Source organism: Halovibrio sp. HP20-59, from assembly GCF_033052795.2.
GTDB lineage: Bacteria > Pseudomonadota > Gammaproteobacteria > Pseudomonadales > Halomonadaceae > Vreelandella.
The window spans coordinates 19,300-38,874 of sequence record NZ_JAWJUW020000002.1 but is presented as its reverse complement, the minus strand read 5'-3'; the positions used below and the strand labels follow the sequence as shown (position 1 = coordinate 38,874).

The following is a 19,575-nucleotide window of genomic DNA, read 5'->3' as shown; positions in this document are numbered from 1 at the left end:
ACTTCGTGGTTACGAGCCGGGTCAGGAAACGTGAAGCAGAGTATAGGGCGCTTCACAGGCATGTCGTTCATCTCGTTCGTCGACGCTACCTAGCCCAAGATGACGGTCGTTGTCATAAGCAACAAAAAGACGCTCATGGTCGAGTACGGCGAGACCCTCAGCCTTGTGTTCGAACTCAATCGCGTCGCCCTCGGGTGAGGTCACTAGCGTGGGGCCTCTCCCGGCACGCAGATCCTCAAGACTGATCACCCACAAATAACCGCCGATACGTGGAGCGCCCTGCTGCTCAAATTCGAAGCTGGTCACCAGGTAAAGTCGGCCATGATAGGGGTCATACTCCAGGCTCGAAAGGCCGCATTCAAAACGCACGCTCTCATGTTCACCCGGATCGAAGGTGTAGATGTCACGCATCTCGTCGATCAATACCAGGTTGCCCCGATCACTGATCTCGTAGTGGGCACCTACTACGCGGCTAACATAGGCAAAATCATCATGGGCCTGCCCCTGTTCACGGATCCCAAATAGCAACAGGCCATCGCCGCGTTCACCAGGAATCGTCGCCAAGCCTTCGATCTTATAATAGGGAAAACCAATGGCATGATCGAGCTTGTTACGCAGTTCCAAAGACCCCTCAACGCCGTCCCGGGGATCGGGATCAACGACCTTAACCTTGCCAGGCTCCCCCAGCGGCCAAATCAGTAGGTGATTGTAGGCGTTGAGGTCGTGACTAGCATCGTCGATACGGTCAAAGCCCGTGGTGGCCAATACATAGCGTGCATCTGTGGTGAGAGCGAAGTCCTCATACTTGACAGCTTTTTTGATGAGCGGCGCCGTGAAATATTCCAAGGAACTGTCATCGGGGCCCTTTGACGTCATGGGCAGGGCAAAAACCGCCGAACGTTCCTCCCCAGGAATTGGCTTGTCGCTGGCCAAAATGAGCCGCTTGCCGTCATAGAGCACGGCGGACACTTCCGCATTGACCAGTTTGCCTCTTTCATCACGCAAGCCCGCAGGAAAGCAGTGGATGGTGCCCTCATAAAGAATGGTTGCGTGGGTCATGGATGATTCGCTCACTTTGGTGGAGCCGACAATGCACATTGATCAGTGCGCTTAACGGCTGAAATGGATGATTAAATATAGTGCCAACATTTTGTACAGTTTTGGCAGCGTTTCGCAACGGGAATGGGATAGACCTCGACACTCCTGCTTTGGCTAAACATTATGTCATTGAAGCAACTGGTTTTTAACGGTGCAGGTTTCAACATCAGGGGGCTGGTGGCAGGCTAGGCACCCAGTCAAGTACTCCGAACGTCTCAGCGCCAATCCAGACAAGAAAAGCTACATAGATCACCAGCAGAGCGACGCACTCCCGACGCGACAGGATCATTCGCGTTCGCATCATCAGGAATAGCACCACCGTGGCGGCGGTGAGCGCCGCCATCATGGGGGCCGCGATGGAAAAGTTGATAGCGGCGGTGCCCGCTATCAAGACACCGGCGGGAATGCACACCAGTAAATCGAAGGTGTTACTGCCGAGTACGTTGGCAATACTGGTGATTCCTCGCCCATGGCGTGCGGCACGGATCGAGACGAAAGCATCCGGGATTGAGGTGCCTGCCGCCACTACGGTTATCCCCCACAAAAAACTCGGGGTACCGAAGATATCGCCGAAGTTGATGGCGGCTCGCACCAGTCCCTCCACACCGATCACGATCAATACCAACGAAAGTGCCAGTAATCCCCATTCCCGAGCAGGGTGGATATCCCGAGTGTCATCATCGCCCTCGTGGTCGAGAGTATCTTGATACTGAACAAACAGGTAGAGACCGTAGAGAGCCACTGGCAGGAGTGCGAGAGGACGCGTCAACTCGCCGCGAATGGCGCCGTCGGTGCTGGGCAGTGGGTGGTAAATAATCGCGAAAGAAAAAGCGAGCGTAAGCACCGCCACCGCGATCATGTAGAACTGCGCTTCTTTGTAGACGAGGTCACGGTTGGCTTGAAGCGGCTCGCGGCTAACCAATCCTGACAGCGCGGGAATGACTAATATGTTAAACAGCGCTGAACCGACAATCGCGGCCACACCAAGTTCGAACTCACCATGTACCAGGGTTGAGATCACCGTGGTCGAGAGTTCGGGAAAGCTCGACCCCACTGCGACCACAACCGCACCTTGAACGATGTCGGGAAGCCGATAATAGGCCGCCAGCCGCTCACTGGCGCGCTCTAACAAGCTGCTTCCGCGCCACACGATTGCGGTAGACACCACTGCCACCAGCGTCCATGTCAGCACATCAGGCATGGATCACCACCGCGTCGAAATGCTCCGTCAGTAACGAAAAGGCCCATGTCTGACTTACCCAGCGATGTATAAAAAGGGGGAAATTCCTTCACAATCGCTCCTTGGTTCACTTGTCCCACCGTATCAACTGTAGCTACCCTGAACATAACCGGACAGCTGAACTATTCTATAAGGGCTAATACAAAGCTGATTGGAGTGTCAACATGATCATAGGAAATGCAATTTACGCTGTAAGTTACTCAATGGCAGAACAGTCTCAGCAGCCGTTTTGCACAGAATACGATACGGTGCAGCCTGACCCTCCCCCGAACAAGCGCCAACCAAAGCAGCCCCCACGCCCTGAAGATGAGCCTAATAAAAAGCAACCTAATGACGTTCCACCCTTCCCTAAGCCTCCCCTTCCACCAGGCTGAATTTCTTTTGTTGTACCTGATCGCTGGGTATAGGCGGCACGTTAGCTTAGTGCCAGCAGGACATCACGGAGGCCACTCGCGGTGGCAAGCGCGCCAAACTCCATGTCATTGACCGTCAGCCACTGACATAGCCCACCATGTACTGGCAGCACCGCCAAAACACTTAAGGCTATTGTCATGGAAAGCGCCATCTGCCCTGTCTCCTGTTTACGCCAAAATTTGATGAGACAACGTGGCGAATAAAAATAGTGTTATCGACGTTCGTAGCCGTTTGTGGCAGTTTATCGCCCTATTACCCGCTCCCCTTGTCTAGGAGACATGCCGAGTGCCCCGCCAGCGACTCATTTCGTGTTTTTTTTATCTCAACCTTGGCCTCATTGCTGCGCTGCTGGGTTACAAAGCCTACCTGAATTTTTTTGAACAGGATTTTGCCAGTGCCCACGCCGACCAGGTTAACGCCATTGAGACGATGCTGGCCGGGCGTGAGACGTATCGTTTTGCAGTGCTGGGCAACATCAACAATTCGGTGGGCATTTTTGAGCGCAAAATTATCCCGCGCCTCAATCATGAGGGCTATGACTTTATCATCTCGGCAGGCAATGCTGTCGCGAGCGGCGGCGAGGATAAATACCGCGCGCTGTTTGGCACCCTCAGTTACTTGGAAATGCCGTTTCTTTTAACCTTCGGCCCTCACGAGGAAAGCCGCCTCGGTAGCTTTCGCTTTTATGACCACTTCGGCCCTTATCACTTTAGCTTTGCCGCAGGAAAAAGCCGCTTTACCTTTCTAGACAGCACCGGCACCACTGATTTCGGTTGGCAAACGCGCTGGCTTAAGGAAGTGCTCGCTTTAGGGCACGAACCCAATCAGTTCCTATTCAGTGCTCACCCGCTCTACCCGGTGGATCACACAGGGCTATTCGGATTAGAAGATGACGACAACTACCACCTTGAGAATGCCGCACGCCAAGCGTTCACTCGCCAGATCGAGCAGGCCGGTGTGAATGCGGTTTTCTCCTCTCAGGTACCGCTCTTTGATCGCCAGCGCCATGGCGACACCGACTACATCGTCACCGGCGGCGCCGGTGGGCTTGTGCTCAATGACGACGAGAGCTATCACCACTTTGTCTCGGTCACTGTCGACGGCGAGGAGGTTCAGATCAGCGAACAGCGCTTGGATATCGGCCAACACCCGATCTGGCGTACGCTGGAGAGTTTGTGGTTTTTTATCTACTCGTTGTTTTATGTCGGCTACCTGAACTTCATCTTGATCGTTTCCACGTTCATTGCCATCGCGCTCTGGCTACACAACCGCATTTTTACCGAGCAGGATTATTATCCCGATTTCGATATCGATCCGGACGCCGGTACTGGCACACCACTTCGGGTGGCTATGTTCACCAACAACTACCTGCCCTTTATTGGTGGCGTGCCCATTTCCATTGAGCGCTTGAAACGTGGTCTGACCGAGATGGATAACAGCGTAATGATTGTCGCCCCGCGCTACCCCCAGCCATCGACTGACGAGGACGCCGATGTGCTGCGTCTGGCCCCGCTGTTGCCGTTGGGTCGACACAAAGAGTTTCGCCTGGCAAACATTTTCTCTTGGCGCCTGTTAAATCGAGTGCGCGCCTTTGCACCGCAGGTGATTCACGTACATCACCCGTTCTGGGTTGGGCGCGCCGGTCAGTTGTTGGGCCGATTATTACGAGTACCGGTGGTTTACACTTACCACACGCGCCTGGAACACTACGCCCATTATGTACCGTTGCCGGGGCCGCTGTTTCGTAACTTGATCTCCCACGCGCTGGTCAAACGCTTTGCCAACGGCTGCGACGCTGTCATTGTGCCCACCAGTTCTGCCGAAGAGTACCTACGCATCATTGGGGTGAAACAACCGATTTTTGTTCAGCCAACCGGCATTGAGTACGCACGTTTTGCCGCCACTGACAGTGCTGCGCTCGATACCCTACGCCAGCGCTATCGGCTTGAGGGTAAGCGTGTAATGGTATCGATTTCACGTTTAAGCAAAGAGAAAAACATCGATTTTATGCTTGATGGATTGGTGCTGTTGCGTGATAACAGCACGCATAATTTTCATTTATTACTGCTTGGCGAGGGCAACGAATTCGACCGACTACAGGCGCGCATCGAAGCGTTAGGGCTTAGCGAGCATGTCACGCTGGTCGGTGCAGTCCCGCCCGACGAGGTAGCGGTGTACTGCCATCTGGCCGAGCTTTTCGTTTTCGCCTCACGTTCGGAAACCCAAGGCATGGTCGTGCTGGAAGCCATGGCGGCGGGACTTCCGGTAGTGGTGATTCGCTCCAGCGGCATTGAGGATATCGTTCAGCACGGGGTTAACGGCTACAAAACCGCGCCCGACCCCCTATCTTGGAGTCAGCGTATCGACACCCTGCTTAGCGATGACGCGCTTAAGGCACGCATGAGCGGTCAAGCCTCAGGTTCAGCCGCCGAGCATCGCATCGGGAAGTTTGCCGCAAAGGTACTGCGGGTGTACCACTACGTGATCGAGGCACGGCGTAAGAAGCGCGATAAATGATCGTGCCTGTAGCCGCCAAGATCGCAATGCGTAGAGCGCTGCACAAACAACCGCTTCCAATGCCACAGTCATCAACACCACGCTGTAGCCAAATCGTTCTATGACGCAGTAGAAACAGGTTCGTTGATTTTTAAACGTTTTTTTCGGTCGGATATATAAGAAGGAGGAGGCTTGGAAATACTGTTGACTGGCGTATTGTTGCTCTCTGGGCTCGCGCTTGGAGCGCTTGGAAGCCGTCTATTCGGTTTACCGCGAGTCGTGGGTTACATCTTAGTGGGCATGCTCTTTGCCCCTAGCCTGCTGGGTGGTCAACTGGGTATAGACGATACACAGTGGACCCAGCCGCTGGTATCGATAGCTCTAGGGGTCATTGCCTATGTGATTGGCGGGGCGATCAGCCCTAGCAAGTTGCGTCGTCTCGGCTGGAGCATCGCCGGAGCAACTCTAGGCGAAGTCTCTGGGGCTTTTCTGGTAGTGGTGGGGGCAGTCTTGCTTTTGGGTATGACGGTGGCCGACCTGCCGTTGTGGTCATTCGCTCTCGTTCTCGGCGCGCTCGCCCCGGCTACGGCTCCTGCCGCCATCGTGGCGGTGGTACATCAATACAGAGCACGTGGACCATTGACCACCACGCTGCTTGGCATGGTGGCCATTGATGATGCGCTTGGGATCCTCATTTTTGCACTAGTGATGGCAGTCGCCGGTAGCGGTTCGCTAGGGGGAGCGCTGGGCACGGCTTTCTGGGAGGTCGGAGTCGCATTGCTAGTGGGCGGCGGCGGCGGCTTTCTAATCGAGCGCCTGTCGCGCCATTTTCACGAAAAGCGCATGTTGCTCCCACTATTGTTGAGCGGAATTCTACTGACAGTCGGGTTAGCTACTTGGGCTGAGTTCTCGGCGCTGCTAGCGGCGATGGTTCTGGGTTTTTCGGTGCAATTGTTTTGTGGTCCCTATGTCGAGCGATTATTCGAGCCAATCGAAGACCTTGAGGAAACCGTCTTCGTGTTGTTCTTCACTTTCGCAGGGCTGCATTTTACTCCTTCAGTCGTTATCGACTACTGGCCACTGGTGTTGACCTACTTCATTGCACGTGCCGTAGGTCTTTTCATCGGAGGCGGAAGCGGCGCACGACTGGCTGGTGCGCCGCGAGCTATCTGGTCAAACATCGGTTTCGGGCTGTTCCCTCAGGGTGGTGTGGCCATCGGCCTGGCGCTACTCCTAATGAACTATCCGATGTTTTCGCAGGCAGGTGAGGTTATTGTCAACCTTATTGCAACCACCACCTTGCTGACTGAATCGGTGGGTGCGATCTCGGTACGATACGGCCTGCACCGGGCTGGTGAGCTTTATCAAAATACACAGAACGAGAAGACAGTACCGTGATGATGTCGCCATCAAACAGCTCGCTATAAAGACGTCACTGACGCTGACTAAATGGGTCGATACAACCACCGTACGCTATGGCTTGTGTCAAGCCAGAGACTTCCGCTGGCACCGGCTGAAGGAGAAGCTAAATGAAGGTCGCTGATTGGTTAGAAAGGCACACCGTCACTGGGGTAACCATCGAACGTGAGGCCTCGCTTGAAGAGGCAGCGCGTGCGCTGCTAGGCAAGCCAGAATGCCGCGATATCTATGTCACTGACACTGATGGAAGAGTCGTGGGTCACCTTGGCTTCCAGCAGCTGGCAGATGTATTACTTTACCGGTCAACGTACAGCCGCCGCCAGATGCTTGAGCGGGTGGCACCGGGTCCGGTGTATGAATTCATGGATCAACGCTTTATTTCGGTTCGACCTGATGAGCACGTCTATGATGCCCTCTATAAAAACATGGAGCGCTGGGTCGAGGATATTCCTGTGCTTGATGAGAACAGTCGGCTGATGGGAATCATACGGTTAGTTGATCTGGTTCGTTCTGTGATCGAACCACCTGACCAGGGTTGTCATTGACGGTTCCACAAACGACAAGGCTCGGCGCCTGCCAGCGCCGAGCCTTGGTTTAAAAGCTTCCGTCTTACAGAGCTGTTGCTATTAGGGAATGACCTTCTCCGCACGTAGGCGATCAAACAGATCGAAGAACGCACCTCGGGTCTCACTGAAATGGTCGAAACCGAAATCGCGTGACTTAGCGGTGTCGTTGACACACTCCTGGTCGCGGCCCAGATCAGCATCCGTGTGCCACCATGAAGCAAGTTTAGTGACATCGGGCTCGACTAGGTTGTGCTTCTCGGCAATGTCACGCCAGGTCGCGTCAATCCCAGCCATCTGGGTGTCCAGCGGCTGCGGCGTTTCGGGGCAATCCGCCACTTCAAGGCCGAAGTACTCGCCAATCTCACGCCACATGCGGCGCCAGCGAAAAACGTCACCGTTAACCGTATTGAATGCCTGATTCGCCGCTCCCGGCGTCGTCGCAGCCCACTCCATTTGGCGAGCCAAAACCAGCGCGTCGGTCATGTCCGTTAGTGCGTTCCATTGAGTCTGCGAACCGGGGAACACGAATGGCTTACCGGTTGCCTTGCAAATTGAGGCATAAACGGCAAGCGTGGTGCCCATGTTCATGGCATTACCACGCGCGTAGCCAATGACCGTGTGGGGACGATGCACGTTCCAGGCAAAGCCTTGACGCTCGGCGTTTTCGAACAGGACGTCTTCCAACGCGTAGTAAAAGTTGTCGCCAGGAACGCGCGGCTCGGATTCGCGGAACGGCGTTTCGATGCGACCGCTGCCGTAGGCTTCAAATGAACCGAGATACTGCTTGGTTCCCGTGACCAGCGAGGCGTGCTCTAGGTTAACGTCTTCAAGCGCCGCGAACAGGTTGCGCATCATGGCGCTATTGGCCTCGACATTGGCTTTCTCGTTCTCACGACCGACCCAGGTGCAGTAAAACACATGGGTAATGGGCAGACTGGCCAGCGCCTCTTGGGTAGCCGACGCATCAAGCAAGTCAGTGGTCACTGGAATCACACCGTTCTGTTCGCTGGCGTGACGTGAAAGCCCGTAAACCGTCCAACCGCTAGCCACTAGGTAGGAAGCCAAATTACCACCAGTGATGCCAGTGGCACCGACGACAAGTGCAATCCCTTTACGCATAAGCTGTGTCTCCTTTCGTGAATGATGCTTGACCGCCAAGCAGGCAGCCGATGCATGTATTCTGGTAGCGGTCGTTCATTGCTACAATCAAAAGCACTGCAAATAATTATTGCATAGGACGCAACTTGAGGAGTTTCAACACGATGGATCTTAATGCCCTGCGCGTCTTCGAGCGTGTCGCTGCCACAGGGAGCTTCACCGCTGCCGCTCGCCACTTCCACCGAGCGGTTTCCTCCATTTCTCGACAAATCCAAGGCTTGGAAGAGGCCGTAGGTCAGCCGTTGCTTTACCGGCATACACGTGCAGTGACGCTCACCGAGGCGGGTTGGCGCTACTACGAAGAGGTGCGCGATATTCTGGAACAGCTCGACTTCGCAACAGAGGCGTTGGCGCATCCCAGTACTGAGCCCAGCGGCATGCTACGCATTAATGCACCGGTGGCGTTCGGTCAGCGTCAGATCGTACCCCTGCTTCATCACTTTCAGGAGCGGTATCCTTCCATCAAGGCCGAACTGCAGCTTAACGACCACGTAGTCGATCCCGTTCGGGAAGGGCACGACATCACCTTTCGCGTGGGCAATCTTTCAGATTCGTCGCTAGTCGCGCGCCGCCTGGCACCGATGAATTACGTGGTCGCGGCGTCACCGAGCTATCTTCAAACATATGGCGAGCCCCAATCGCCTGAGGCTCTCGCCGATCATAACTGCTTGATCTATCAAGGCGAAATGGGCCGCCAACGCTGGTACTTTCAGGCACCGGGTCAAACGAGCGCCAAAGCCTTCGAGGTCGCCGGTAAACTCTACAGCAACGATGCCATCAGCTTGGTGCATTCAGCCCTATTGGGGCAGGGGTTAGTAATGTTCCCGACGTGGCTGATTGCCGATGAACTCAAAGCCGGGACGCTGGTAACGTTACTTGAATACTGGCGCTGCGAGGTTATGCCCGGGCGACGCGACATCCACGTGCTTACCACCGAACGCCGTCTTCGCTCACGCAAGGTTCGCGTTTTCCTCGATTACTTGTTCGAGTCGTTGACTCCCCTCCCCCCCTGGGATGTATCCACAGTTGTTGCCCCGCACCGGCGTTCGCGCTGACGAATTGCAAGCAAAGCCACCGACGCCAGGGCAAAGGAAAACCAGATTTCAGTAAACATGGAAAGCTAGCTCACAGGTTGTTAATGCGAAGAGAGGATTAGCTATTGGTGAAACCGGCTTCTGATGGAAGTTGGGGGCTTTGGAAGGGGCTGTTATCGGCGAATAGAAGCTATCGGCGCTTTATGGACTAGCTTTTAAAAGTTCAGAAAACGACGGCGATAGGAATTCATCGATATAGCTATCATTGAATTCGACTAACCGTGCCAACGCTTCGGGGTCGGGCAGCGTCACGTGCTGGCGCTTTCGGATCACCAGCCCCTCCTCACGCAGCATCGAAAAAGTCCGGCTCACGTGTACCGGACTCATCCCCAGCGCGTCGCTAATCAGCTCCTGCGTGAGCGGCATGAAGAAGCTATTATCCTCAACGGCATTGATCCGCTTGAGTCGCAGATAGATTTCGTAGAGAAAGTGTGCCAACTGCTCGTGGGCTGCATACTTGCCAAGGTAGATCAGCCGCTCGGAGAGCTGTGCCTGCTGACGCGTGGCTGTGGCCACAATGCCAGCCGCTAGGCTCGAACGCCCAAAGAGTTCAAAAAGTTGCTGATATGAGAACGGACAGATCACACCTTTATTAATCATTGCCACACTTGCCAAGCGACGGGAGAACCCAAAATCGCGAATGCCGATGATATCGCCAGGAAGATAGAACTTGAGAATCTGCTTTGAACCATTTTTCAAGTTCCGATAGGAGTATGCCCAGCCCTCCTTGACCACACAAAACAGATCAGCATTCTCGCTCTCCTGCCAAAGCACCTCGCTAGCTGACATGTACCTAGGGCTGAGCTCAAGGCCCAGCAATAGCGCTTTGTCTTCCGGAGACAGCGCGCCTTGGGTACTCAGGGCCCGCATCACTACTGAATCGATGAGAGACACTCTGTTACCTCTTAGGCAAATGGTTTATTAGCGTTATTCTAAAACATATGCCTCCTTTACTATCTTAACGTAGGTTATGAATGATGCGTGTTATCAATCGGTTGCATGAATCCTTCTGAGGTAATCCGGTTCCCCAATGCCACCTTCAATCCTTGATGCTAAGAAGGCGTCAATGCAGTGAGCACCTGGCGCAAAGCTATAGCGTTAGCCGAGGTAGTTCTCTGTGGTAGTCACTGTACCTAGGCGAATGCCAGGGCCGGTGTTTGTCAACGTCCCTGTCTGTAGAAGCCATTGCGGAAAGAATCGGTTTCCACACGCCAACATCGTTTCGGCAGCATTTCAGGCAGCGCCCGCTGTCTTAGAACGATAAGATACGTCCGTACGTAGCCCTGCGCCACTATGAAAACGCCCTGACCAGGACAAACTGAGCAGCGAAACCAATGATAAGCGTAGCCGCAAACGCTGTGATCACCACGATTCCGTGCCATGGGTCGGTTGCAACGGATGCCGACTCCCCTGACCTGTACATCGGCACGACGATCCGCAGGTACACCGCCAGCGACAGCACACTGTTGATGATCGCCACCACAGCCAGCCAGGTAAACTGGACATCGATGGCTGCAGCAAAAAGCATAAACTTACCGACGAAGCCGGCCAGTGGCGGAATGCCGACCAGCGACAACAGGAAAATCACCATTGCGATTCCTATCAGCGGTCGCGTGCGCCCCAACCCGTCAAAATCACTCAGAGTGCGCCCGGTGGTGGCAGTAACTGAGAATGCGCCCAGGTTCATGGCTGCATACGCGGCAGCGAACAGTATGATTGATGGTAAGGCAAGCTCACTGGAGCCCACCGCCAGGATGCCCAGAAGGAAATAGCCGGACTGGGCAATCGATGAATAGGCCAGCAGCCGGATAACGTTGTCCTGCACCAGCGCCGCAAGATAGCCATAGGTCATGCTCAGCACGGCCAGGCCCGCCATGACTACCGTCCAGCCAGTTTCCAGGGGCAGCTCACGAACCACCTGGGCCAGCGCCAACAGGGCACCAATTTTGGGTACTACCGACAGGTAGGCGGCAATCGACAGGGGTGCACCCTCATAGGCGTCGGGTGCCCAGAAGTGGAACGGAACCAGTGATGCCTTATAGCCCAGACCCACAACCACAGCCACGAACCCAAGAATCACAGCCAGCGGCATCGTATCCCTGCCCGGCAGATCGACGAGTAGCGTAGAGCCGGAGGCACCGAACCAGTAGCTCAGGCCGAAAATCATGATCGATGTGGTGACCGAAGCGAACACGAAGAATTTCATGGCGGCTTCGGTCGCCGGGTCGGTATCCGGGTAGGCAACCAGAGCAAAAGTCGCCAGGCCTGTCAGCAGTGTGCCCAGCACCAGGAACATGGTATCCCCTGCTCCCGCCAGCACCAGGGCACCCAGGGTGGAAAAAATTAGCAGGCTGTAGACCGTACCCTCGCGGGCGCTACCCCGGACATCAACCCTCGCCAGCAGCATCGAAAGCACTGTAGTTGGCAGCAGAATGAGCTTGGCCCAGATACTTAACGTATCAATACGGAAGCTGCCGCCAAATATCGTGGTGTCTGTGCCGAGCAGTCGCAGGGTCAGCCCCGTGGCGACGACCAGCCCAATGACGGCAACGACCAGTGAAATTCGTGGTCGGCGCAGCATCTCCGCGATCAGCGCACCGACAGCCGTCAACAGAACGGCAATTTCCGGAATTAATAGTGCGAGATCATGACCCATTACTGCACCAGTGCTGATGTGGTGCGGTGAATGACGTCCAGCACCCAGGATGGCGCCACGCCAGTGGCAACGGTGAGCAACAGCAAGGGCGCCACCGCGAGAATTTCGCGTGGGCTCAGGTCCGGCATTCTATCCCAGCGATCCCGGGGCTCACCCAGGAATATTTCACGCAGGGCCTTGAGAAAGGTTCCGGCGATAATGGCAATGCCCAAAATCACGATAACCGCAATGGGAGCGGTGCCGAGAGTCGCGAGGAATATCTGGAACTCGGCCGGGAAGTGCGCCAAGCCCGGAAGACCCAGCGACGCGAAGGCCGCCAGCACAAAGAACCAGCCAAGTAACGGAACCGTTTTGAGCAGGCCGCCAAACTCCCCCATTTCGCGGGTATGGGCGCGCTCCTGAATCATGCCCACCAGCAGGAACAAGGCACCGGTGACCAGGCCGTGACTGAACATCTGCAGCACGGCGCCATCCAGAGCGGTGGCGCGGATCGCTGGATCCAGCGTCAATGCGGCCGCAGCGACGCCGACAATGACGTAGCCCATGTGGTTGACTGAGGTATAGGCTACCAGGCGCTTGAGATCGGTCTGTGCCAGGGCGGCAAAGGCGCCGTAAATCGCGCTAACTACGCCAAAGAATAGAACAATGATTCCGGCCTCGCGGAAAGCGTCAGGGGTCATTTGCAGGGCGAACCGCACCAGCCCGTAAGTGCCGAACTTCAGCATAATGCCCGCCAGGATAACGCTACCAACGGTCGGTGCCTGCACGTGGGCCGCAGGTAACCAGGTATGCAACGGTATCGCCGGAATCTTGACCGCGAAGGTAATCAGCATGGCAATCAGCGCCCACATGGCCGCCGCTCCCTCCAGGGGAGGATTGGCAATCCAGGCCCGCATATCGAAGGTAGGATCAGGGCTGCCGAGGTAAAGCCCCAGAATCGCGAGCAATAATGGCAAGCTGCCCAGCAGGGTGTAGATAAAGAACATCAGCGCGGCACGCTGCCTGTCCTCGTGCCCCCAGCCGACAATCATGAAGTACATCGACACCAGGGAAACTTCGAAGAAGACATAGAACAGAATGCCGTCCAGGGCGGTAAAGGTGCCGATTGCCGTGGTCTCAAGAAGCAGGATCAGAGCCACATAGGCACGCGGGCGATCGCGAAGCGACGACGCATAGATGAGAGAAACCAGGAAAAGCACGGCACTCAGCAGCACCAGCGGCAGGCTGATGCCATCTACCCCGACCCGGTAGGCGGCACCGATGGCCGGCATCCACTCCAGCTCTTCGACCTGGGAAAAGCCGTCACCACTTACCCCCTGCAGCCACATGGCCAGAGCGCCAACCAGCGTCAGGGCGGCACTGACGATCGCGATGCCATGCACCGTGCGCGCCGTCGGTTTCGGCAGACACAGAATCAGCACAGCGCCGACGAGAGGCAGAAAGAGGGTCAGGGATACGAGTGGTAACATGAGTACAGGGTTCCTTTAGAAACTCAGTGAAGCTGAAAACAGGATGACAACAAAAAGCACAGCGGTGGCTACCGCGCTGATCGCCAGACTGTGGTGGATCATGCCGCTTTGCAGGGATCTTGCCCGGGCGCCCAGGGCCTGCACAGCGGCCACCAGGGCGAAGATCAGGCCGTCGATTCCGCGCTCATCACCGCCCCGAACCCAGCGACTCACCGCCAGATTTGCTCGGCCGACGCCAAGCACGGCCTGATACAGGCGCTTTTCCAGGCGCTCGCCCCCACGGGCGATGCTGAGAGCAGCATCGCCAATGCCAAGTGCGGCCGCGTACAGATGGTTTTCCAGACGGTTACACCCCCCGGCAACCGCCATTGCGGGCCGACCTACCCAGGCAGTAAGCCCGCCTGCCACCACCAGCCCCGACTCTGCCCATTGATGGGCAGGGCCAAGCAGGCGTTGGGCCGGCACCAACCAACCCAAGGCCAGTCCGACCAATGCGGCGACCAGCCCAAGCAATATGACGACGATGCCCGCAGTTTCCGGAGCCGCCAGATCAAGCATTGTTTCCAGGGGATCAAAGGCCAGACCCAGGACAGCGGCAGGGATCGCCAGGCCCCAGATGCCAGCGCGCATCCAGCCAGTACCTTCGACCGGCCGGGTATCGCCCGAGCCCTGCCATAGCACCCCTAGAGCCCGGGCCATGTAGGCGCCGGTCAGCAGAGTGCCGACCAGTGCCAGAGCGCCGAGCAAGACGGCGCCCGGCGCAGACAGAGCGGCGGCGATCATCGCATCCTTGGAGAAGAACCCACTCAGTGGTGGGATGCCCGCCAGTGCCATCGCTGCCAGTGCAAAGCCGCCAAAGGACCAGGGCCTGGCGCGGCCAACGCCCTTCAACTGATCGAAACCGGTACCCTCGCGAGCATGTTGAAAGTCACCGGCGGCAAGAAACAGGGTGCTTTTAATAGCGGCATGGGCGAGCAGATGCAACAGCGCGGCCAGCGGAACCCCCGCGCCCACTGCGATGAGCATCAGGCCGTATTGGCTGGCCGTGGAAGCCGCCAGCAGGCGTTTGAGATCACGTTCAGCCAGCGCAATCACCCCGGCAGCCACCGTGGTGATACCACCCACAAGACCGACAGCGAACAGTGCCTCAGGCGTCAGCAGTGGCGCCGAGCGTATCAGCAGAATGGCGCCCGCCGCCACCAGTGTGGCCGAGTGCAGCAACGCCGAGACCGGTGTCGGGCCAGCCATGGCGCGCATAAGCCAGTCCTGCAGGGGAACCTGGGCCGACTTGCCCATGGCGGCCAGCAGCAACAGAAGCCCGGCAATGGTGGGCGCTCCAGCGTCAGCTTCCAGGGAAGCGGCAATCTCACTGGTACCTGCTGACCCTATGAGTATGAATATCGCAACGTAAAGCCCGAGATCCGCGCTGCGGGTATAGAGGAAAGCGCGTGTGGCTGCGTTCGCGGCTTCGGGGCGTTGGAACCAGAAGCCGATCAGCAGGTAGCTGCACAGACCGATCAGTTCCCAGCTCGCCAGCAGCAGAATCCAGTCGCCCGCCAGCACCAGTGCCTGCATGGCCGCCAGGAACAGCGACATTACGGCATAGAAGCGCGCTTGGCCGGACTCCCGCTTCATATAACCGACGGCATAAATCAGAACGAACGTAGCCACCGTGGCCACTGCCACGGTCAATAGCGAGGTCATCGGCCCGGCGACCAGGCGCAGTGGCATGCCCGGCAGCCCAGGCAGAAGTAGGGTTTCGGGCTGACCGTCAACCACCCGGGCTATCAGCCAGAGACTGCCTGCCAGGCTGAGCGTCGCACCAGCCAGGGCCAACACAGCGCTCCCACGGCGCAGTAACAACACAGCCAGGGCGGCGATCAGCGGCGGTAGTATTGGCAGGAGCACTGCATTCATCCTTTCAGGTCCTCCGCTTCTTCCATCTCAACCGAGCCCTTAACCCGGAAGCGCGCAATGGCGACGCCAAATCCGACTGCCATCTCCAGTGCCATAACCGTCATCACCACCAGCACGAACATCTGGCCGGAATAGGCTTCCGGGTGTAGAAAGCGCCAGAAAGCCACCAGATTCACCATGGCCCCCGCCAGCATCAGCTCCACGCCCATCATGATCATCACCAGATTGGTCTGGGACAGTGCGCCATAGACGCCGATACCGAACAGGATGGCGCCGGTCAGAAGCGCTACTATCAGAACTGCGGTCATTCCGATGCCTCCTTGGCTCTTTTACTCGCCAGGTTCTGCACCGGAATCGCCACCGCGGTGGCCGCAATCATTGCGGTCAGGATGGTGATACCAGCGGTTTCGAAGATCATCATCGAGCGCCCAAGCAGCTCCATGCCCAACGCCCGTGTCTGCGCTTCCGCATCCACCACCTGCTTTGCTGCGGGGCCCCAGTCGGACAGCAGCGCAACGGCAATAGCAACAACGGCCGCACTCACCCCAGCACCGATAGAGAAACGCTTCTGGTGACTCATGTCCATACCGCCAAGCCCACCGGGATCCATCATGAACATCACCATGAAGATGGCCATGATACTCATCTCCGTGGCCATCATCATGATTTGCAGTACACCCAGAAATTCGGTCTGCATCGCCAGAAACATGCAGCCGACGGCGGTCTGCGAAAACAACAGCGCCAGCGCGGAACGGACCATGGACGATGTGCGAAACACCACCACGCCAAAGCCGATGGCAGCCAACCCGAAAACGACAACGAAAAAAGCCTGTGCGTACATTAGGGAACCACCAGAATCAGTAAGCCGACGACAATGATATTCACCAGTGCCAGGGGGATGCCTATAATCCAGCACCACCGCATCAGATCCGCCTCGCGAATACGTGGCAGATAGTGACCGACCATCAACATCGACACGGCCACGGCCAGGGTCTTCACCAGACTCCAGGCCCAGAGTGGCAGTAGCGGCCCATGCCAGCCGCCGAGGTAGAAGACCGTGGTTGCGGAAGCCAGGGTAACCACCAGGGTCAGTCGGGCCAGGCGAAGCACTGCCAGGCGCACCCCGGTGTACTCGGCGTCCACGCCCCCGCCAAGCTCTCCCTCTGCGGTTGGCAGATCAAACGGGGCCCGGAACGCCAGTGCCATGGCCGCAATGAAAAACAGCACGAAGCCCAGGGGCTGGTAGACGATGTTCCACAGCCCCGCCTGGGAGCCAACGATCGCGGTATTCAACAGGGATTCGGCGCGCATGGCCACGGCCGTGATCGGCATGACAATAAGCATGGAATAGGCAATAAGCTGGCCTAGAAAGCGCCAGCCACCGATCATCGCGTAGGCGCCGTCCGGCCCCCAGCCCGCCATGATCACCGCGACCAGCACATAGGCCAGGGCCGCGTTGATGAACAGCGCACCAGCACCAAGGTCCGCAATGATCAGGTCCGGCGCCAGCGGCAGGACCGCCATACCAAGTACCGCCACAACCAGGAGAAGCACCGGCGCTGCCTCGAAAAACACCCGGTCTGGCGAGCGTGGGAGAATGGATTCACGACCGAGGTGCGCCAGCCCGCTAAAAAGTGGCGCCGCCGGACTCAGGCGGCCAGTGGTCATCCAGCCCTCGATCACGGCCAGCAGCCAAGCGCTGCCAAGCAATGCGAGAAGAACGCTAGCGACGGTCACGAGATCACCTCCCAGGGCGAAAGATCCAGTGATCCGACTGCCAGCAGCGCATCGCCCAGCTCCTGGCCCCCAACAAGCTTCGGGACCAGGTCGATATGGTGACTGCACGCGGTGTCCAGCTTGTAGGATTTCACCTTTCCATGCTCCAGTTTCAGACTTAACCGGGCTTCGCCGCGGGGCGTATCAACGGTTGCCTCACCGGTGCCTGATACCTCGCCAATGTCGCGCAGAGATGGCAGCGCCGGTTCGCTGCTCGCCTTTATCAGGTCGAGACTGGCGGTTATTTCGGCCAGACGTTGCCACAGGCGAGCCCAGGCGTTTCCGCCTTCGCTGGCAGCACGTGCTACGGGGCCGCGCAGATCAGAAAATTCTGATGAGAGTTCGCCGATATCCTTCAGCCGCGATTTGAGCAAAGGCGTCCGTCTAAGACGGGTTCCTAATGCGCGCAACGCTGGTTCCAGCTCAGCAAGCCTGTCCCGGTTAGCCTCTCTGACTTGCAGTTGCAGAGTCGAAGCCCGCTGCGTCAGCCAAGCGAATCCGAGCTGGCGCCCCAGTTGCGCCAGCCAACCAAGATGACTGGCGATGCGCTCACGCTCAAGTCCGCCGTTCCGGGCTTGAGTGGTCGCCTGATCGTCATTAAGCCCAGCCGCTTGCTCAATCGCAAGACATGCCAATAGACGGTAGGTCACCGGCGCCAGCGGCATTGTCGAGGACAAGTGCTCGATGAATGTATCGGCATCCATCTCTTCGCTTTCCTGACTCCCTTCATTCTCTTCATTCTCTTCACTCCCTTCACCTTCGGTGGTCATACCCACCAGGGAGGTCGCCTGCCCTTCGGTTACGCCGTCGCCGTCCAGCGTCAGCGTCAACTTCAGGCCACCGGGCAAGCCAGGAAAAACCGGACCGAACGGCACCTCAAGCCAGTCCATCTGCAGGCCGTCGGCGCTGCGCTGCAGATCCTTGGTGACTTCAATCATGGACATGAATCCCGAGGCGCCGTGATCGTGCCCTCCATGATCGTGTTCTCCATGATCATGGCCTGAATGTTCATGTTGATGATCGTGGCCGTGCCCGGAGCCCTCTTCTGAGGCGCCCTCATCTTCCGCGTCCTCACGGGCTACCAGATCCATACCGCACTTGGGGCAGCTTCCAGGCTCGTCCCGAACGATTTCCGGGTGCATTGGGCAGGTATATTCGGCCGCTGCATTTTCGTGCGCGTATTCCTGTTGGTGCTCGTTACTGTGCTCGTGATCATGGCCATGATGATGTTCATGGTGGCCCTTATGCTCTTGATCATGGCAATGCTCGTGCTCATGGTCATGCTTGTGGCCATGGTGCTGGTATTCGTGATCATGCTGGTGTTCATGATCGTGGTCGGGCGTGGACTCCCCCGCCTCTCGGGCTACCAGGTCCATGCCGCATTTGGGGCAGCTACCCGGTTCATCCTCGACAATTTCTGGATGCATGGGGCAGACATACTCAATCCTGGCGTGCAGGACATCGGCGTCGAACGCCTCCGGCGAGGCTGCAAAGGCCCCGTCAGCGAATGCACGTTGTAGTCGAACTACGGCTTCGGTCAGTCCCTTTTGCGAGAGACCTGCAGAAACATCGGCACCAGGTAAAGTTGACGGTGTCTGCCCGCCTACCATGAGAATGGCACGCGGCCGGGGCATCTGTGCGTAGAGCACGGCCACGGCGTCGCCCATTTTCTCCGACAGCTCTCCAACAATCATGAGCACGCTGGCATCGCGAGGCGTAGTACTGGTTCGCATGCCTGCCGCGGTCACGTCCAGACCATGCGCCAGGGCAATCTCGGGCCCGGGAACGATCAGACAGCCCAGATTACGCGCCAGGGCCCGAGAAACCAGCTTCTGCAACACTGAGGGCCGTTTCTGTCGTGCGCCCGTTATGTTTAATGCTGGAACAGAACTCATTGCCGCCTGAAAGCCCCCTGACTCCATCCGTAAAGCAGGCCAAGAAAGAGAATCGCCAGAAACACACCCATATCAAGCAAGGCAACCAGCCCTACTTCCTTGTAAACCACTGCCCACGGGTACATGAACGCCATCTCCATATCAAAGGCCAGAAACAGCAACGCGTATCCGTAGTAGCGGGCGTGATAGCGCCCCCATACCGGATCCCGCGACAGAACTCCGGAACTCGCTGGCACATCCTTGCCCGGCTCCTGACATGTCGGGCCTATCGCGCGAGCAAGCCCGTACAGACAGAAAACCGTACCGGCGATGCCGATCGCCAAGGCTAGTAACAGGCCGTATTGTTCCAAAAGACTCATTATCTAATTTCCTGATTA

Annotated in this window: 17 protein-coding genes; 4 read left to right on the top strand and 13 right to left on the bottom strand. The window is 57.2% G+C overall.

The window, feature by feature from the left end:
- Nucleotides 1-21 precede the first annotated feature (21 nt).
- From RZA33_RS02370 to RZA33_RS02360, 3 genes are all read right to left on the bottom strand, one after another.
- Entirely contained in the window at nt 22-1,059 is a 1,038-nt protein-coding gene (locus tag RZA33_RS02370; protein ID WP_317506247.1) for a hypothetical protein, read from the bottom strand.
- Nucleotides 1,060-1,264: 205 nt separating this feature from the next.
- Nucleotides 1,265-2,299 carry a sodium:calcium antiporter gene (locus RZA33_RS02365; protein ID WP_317506246.1) on the bottom strand — a complete coding sequence of 345 codons (1,035 nt, stop codon included), beginning with the start codon at nt 2,297-2,299 and terminating at the stop codon, nt 1,265-1,267.
- Nucleotides 2,300-2,753: 454 nt separating this feature from the next.
- Nucleotides 2,754-2,891 carry a hypothetical protein gene (locus tag RZA33_RS02360; RefSeq protein WP_317506245.1) on the bottom strand — a complete coding sequence of 46 codons (138 nt, stop codon included), beginning with the start codon at nt 2,889-2,891 and terminating at the stop codon, nt 2,754-2,756.
- A 146-nt stretch (nt 2,892-3,037) separates the two neighbouring features.
- Here RZA33_RS02360 and RZA33_RS02355 point away from each other — a divergent pair, with 146 nt between their 5' ends.
- The 3 genes from RZA33_RS02355 to RZA33_RS02345 all read left to right on the top strand — a co-directional run bounded on the left by RZA33_RS02355 (nt 3,038) and on the right by RZA33_RS02345 (nt 7,212).
- A complete protein-coding gene (locus RZA33_RS02355; protein WP_317506244.1) occupies nt 3,038-5,269 on the top strand; it encodes a glycosyltransferase in 2,232 nt (743 codons plus the stop codon).
- Between the two features lie 171 nt (nt 5,270-5,440).
- Complete coding sequence (locus RZA33_RS02350; protein WP_317506243.1) at nt 5,441-6,646, top strand: cation:proton antiporter; 1,206 nt, start codon at nt 5,441-5,443, stop codon at nt 6,644-6,646.
- A gap of 131 nt (nt 6,647-6,777) precedes the next feature.
- Nucleotides 6,778-7,212: a CBS domain-containing protein gene (locus tag RZA33_RS02345; protein ID WP_317506242.1), complete on the top strand. Its 435-nt coding sequence runs from the start codon at nt 6,778-6,780 to the stop codon at nt 7,210-7,212.
- A gap of 81 nt (nt 7,213-7,293) precedes the next feature.
- On the opposite strand, the gene RZA33_RS02340 is transcribed toward RZA33_RS02345, so the two are convergent.
- Nucleotides 7,294-8,352: an SDR family oxidoreductase gene (locus RZA33_RS02340; RefSeq protein WP_317506241.1), complete on the bottom strand. Its 1,059-nt coding sequence runs from the start codon at nt 8,350-8,352 to the stop codon at nt 7,294-7,296.
- 143 nt (nt 8,353-8,495) lie between these two features.
- Between RZA33_RS02340 and RZA33_RS02335 the strand changes: the two genes are divergently transcribed.
- Nucleotides 8,496-9,446 (top strand): LysR family transcriptional regulator, encoded by a 951-nt coding sequence (locus tag RZA33_RS02335; RefSeq protein WP_317506240.1) that lies wholly within the window; start codon nt 8,496-8,498, stop codon nt 9,444-9,446.
- A gap of 180 nt (nt 9,447-9,626) precedes the next feature.
- On the opposite strand, the gene RZA33_RS02330 is transcribed toward RZA33_RS02335, so the two are convergent.
- The 9 genes from RZA33_RS02330 to RZA33_RS02285 all read right to left on the bottom strand — a co-directional run bounded on the left by RZA33_RS02330 (nt 9,627) and on the right by RZA33_RS02285 (nt 19,557).
- The gene (locus tag RZA33_RS02330; protein WP_317506239.1) at nt 9,627-10,379 is read right to left on the bottom strand and encodes a Crp/Fnr family transcriptional regulator; all 753 of its coding nucleotides are present in this window, start codon (nt 10,377-10,379) and stop codon (nt 9,627-9,629) included.
- Between the two features lie 397 nt (nt 10,380-10,776).
- Nucleotides 10,777-12,141: an NADH-quinone oxidoreductase subunit N gene (locus tag RZA33_RS02325; RefSeq protein ID WP_317506238.1), complete on the bottom strand. Its 1,365-nt coding sequence runs from the start codon at nt 12,139-12,141 to the stop codon at nt 10,777-10,779.
- Nucleotides 12,141-13,610 (bottom strand): NADH-quinone oxidoreductase subunit M, encoded by a 1,470-nt coding sequence (locus RZA33_RS02320; protein ID WP_317506237.1) that lies wholly within the window; start codon nt 13,608-13,610, stop codon nt 12,141-12,143. The genes RZA33_RS02325 and RZA33_RS02320 overlap by 1 nt, the downstream gene beginning before the upstream one ends.
- A gap of 15 nt (nt 13,611-13,625) precedes the next feature.
- Nucleotides 13,626-15,527 carry an NADH-quinone oxidoreductase subunit L gene (locus RZA33_RS02315; protein WP_317506236.1) on the bottom strand — a complete coding sequence of 634 codons (1,902 nt, stop codon included), beginning with the start codon at nt 15,525-15,527 and terminating at the stop codon, nt 13,626-13,628.
- Nucleotides 15,524-15,835 carry an NADH-quinone oxidoreductase subunit NuoK gene (nuoK, locus tag RZA33_RS02310; protein WP_317506235.1) on the bottom strand — a complete coding sequence of 104 codons (312 nt, stop codon included), beginning with the start codon at nt 15,833-15,835 and terminating at the stop codon, nt 15,524-15,526. Before nuoK ends, RZA33_RS02315 begins: the two co-directional genes overlap by 4 nt.
- Nucleotides 15,832-16,368, bottom strand: a complete 537-nt coding sequence (locus RZA33_RS02305) for an NADH-quinone oxidoreductase subunit J (RefSeq protein WP_317506234.1) — start codon at nt 16,366-16,368, stop codon at nt 15,832-15,834. The genes nuoK and RZA33_RS02305 overlap by 4 nt, the downstream gene beginning before the upstream one ends.
- Complete coding sequence (locus tag RZA33_RS02300; protein ID WP_317506233.1) at nt 16,368-17,264, bottom strand: complex I subunit 1 family protein; 897 nt, start codon at nt 17,262-17,264, stop codon at nt 16,368-16,370. The genes RZA33_RS02305 and RZA33_RS02300 overlap by 1 nt, the downstream gene beginning before the upstream one ends.
- Nucleotides 17,261-19,036 carry a heavy metal-binding domain-containing protein gene (locus RZA33_RS19895; protein WP_416337834.1) on the bottom strand — a complete coding sequence of 592 codons (1,776 nt, stop codon included), beginning with the start codon at nt 19,034-19,036 and terminating at the stop codon, nt 17,261-17,263. Before RZA33_RS19895 ends, RZA33_RS02300 begins: the two co-directional genes overlap by 4 nt.
- Nucleotides 19,037-19,194: 158 nt before the next feature.
- Nucleotides 19,195-19,557 (bottom strand): NADH-quinone oxidoreductase subunit A, encoded by a 363-nt coding sequence (locus RZA33_RS02285; protein WP_317506232.1) that lies wholly within the window; start codon nt 19,555-19,557, stop codon nt 19,195-19,197.
- Nucleotides 19,558-19,575: the final 18 nt, after the last annotated feature.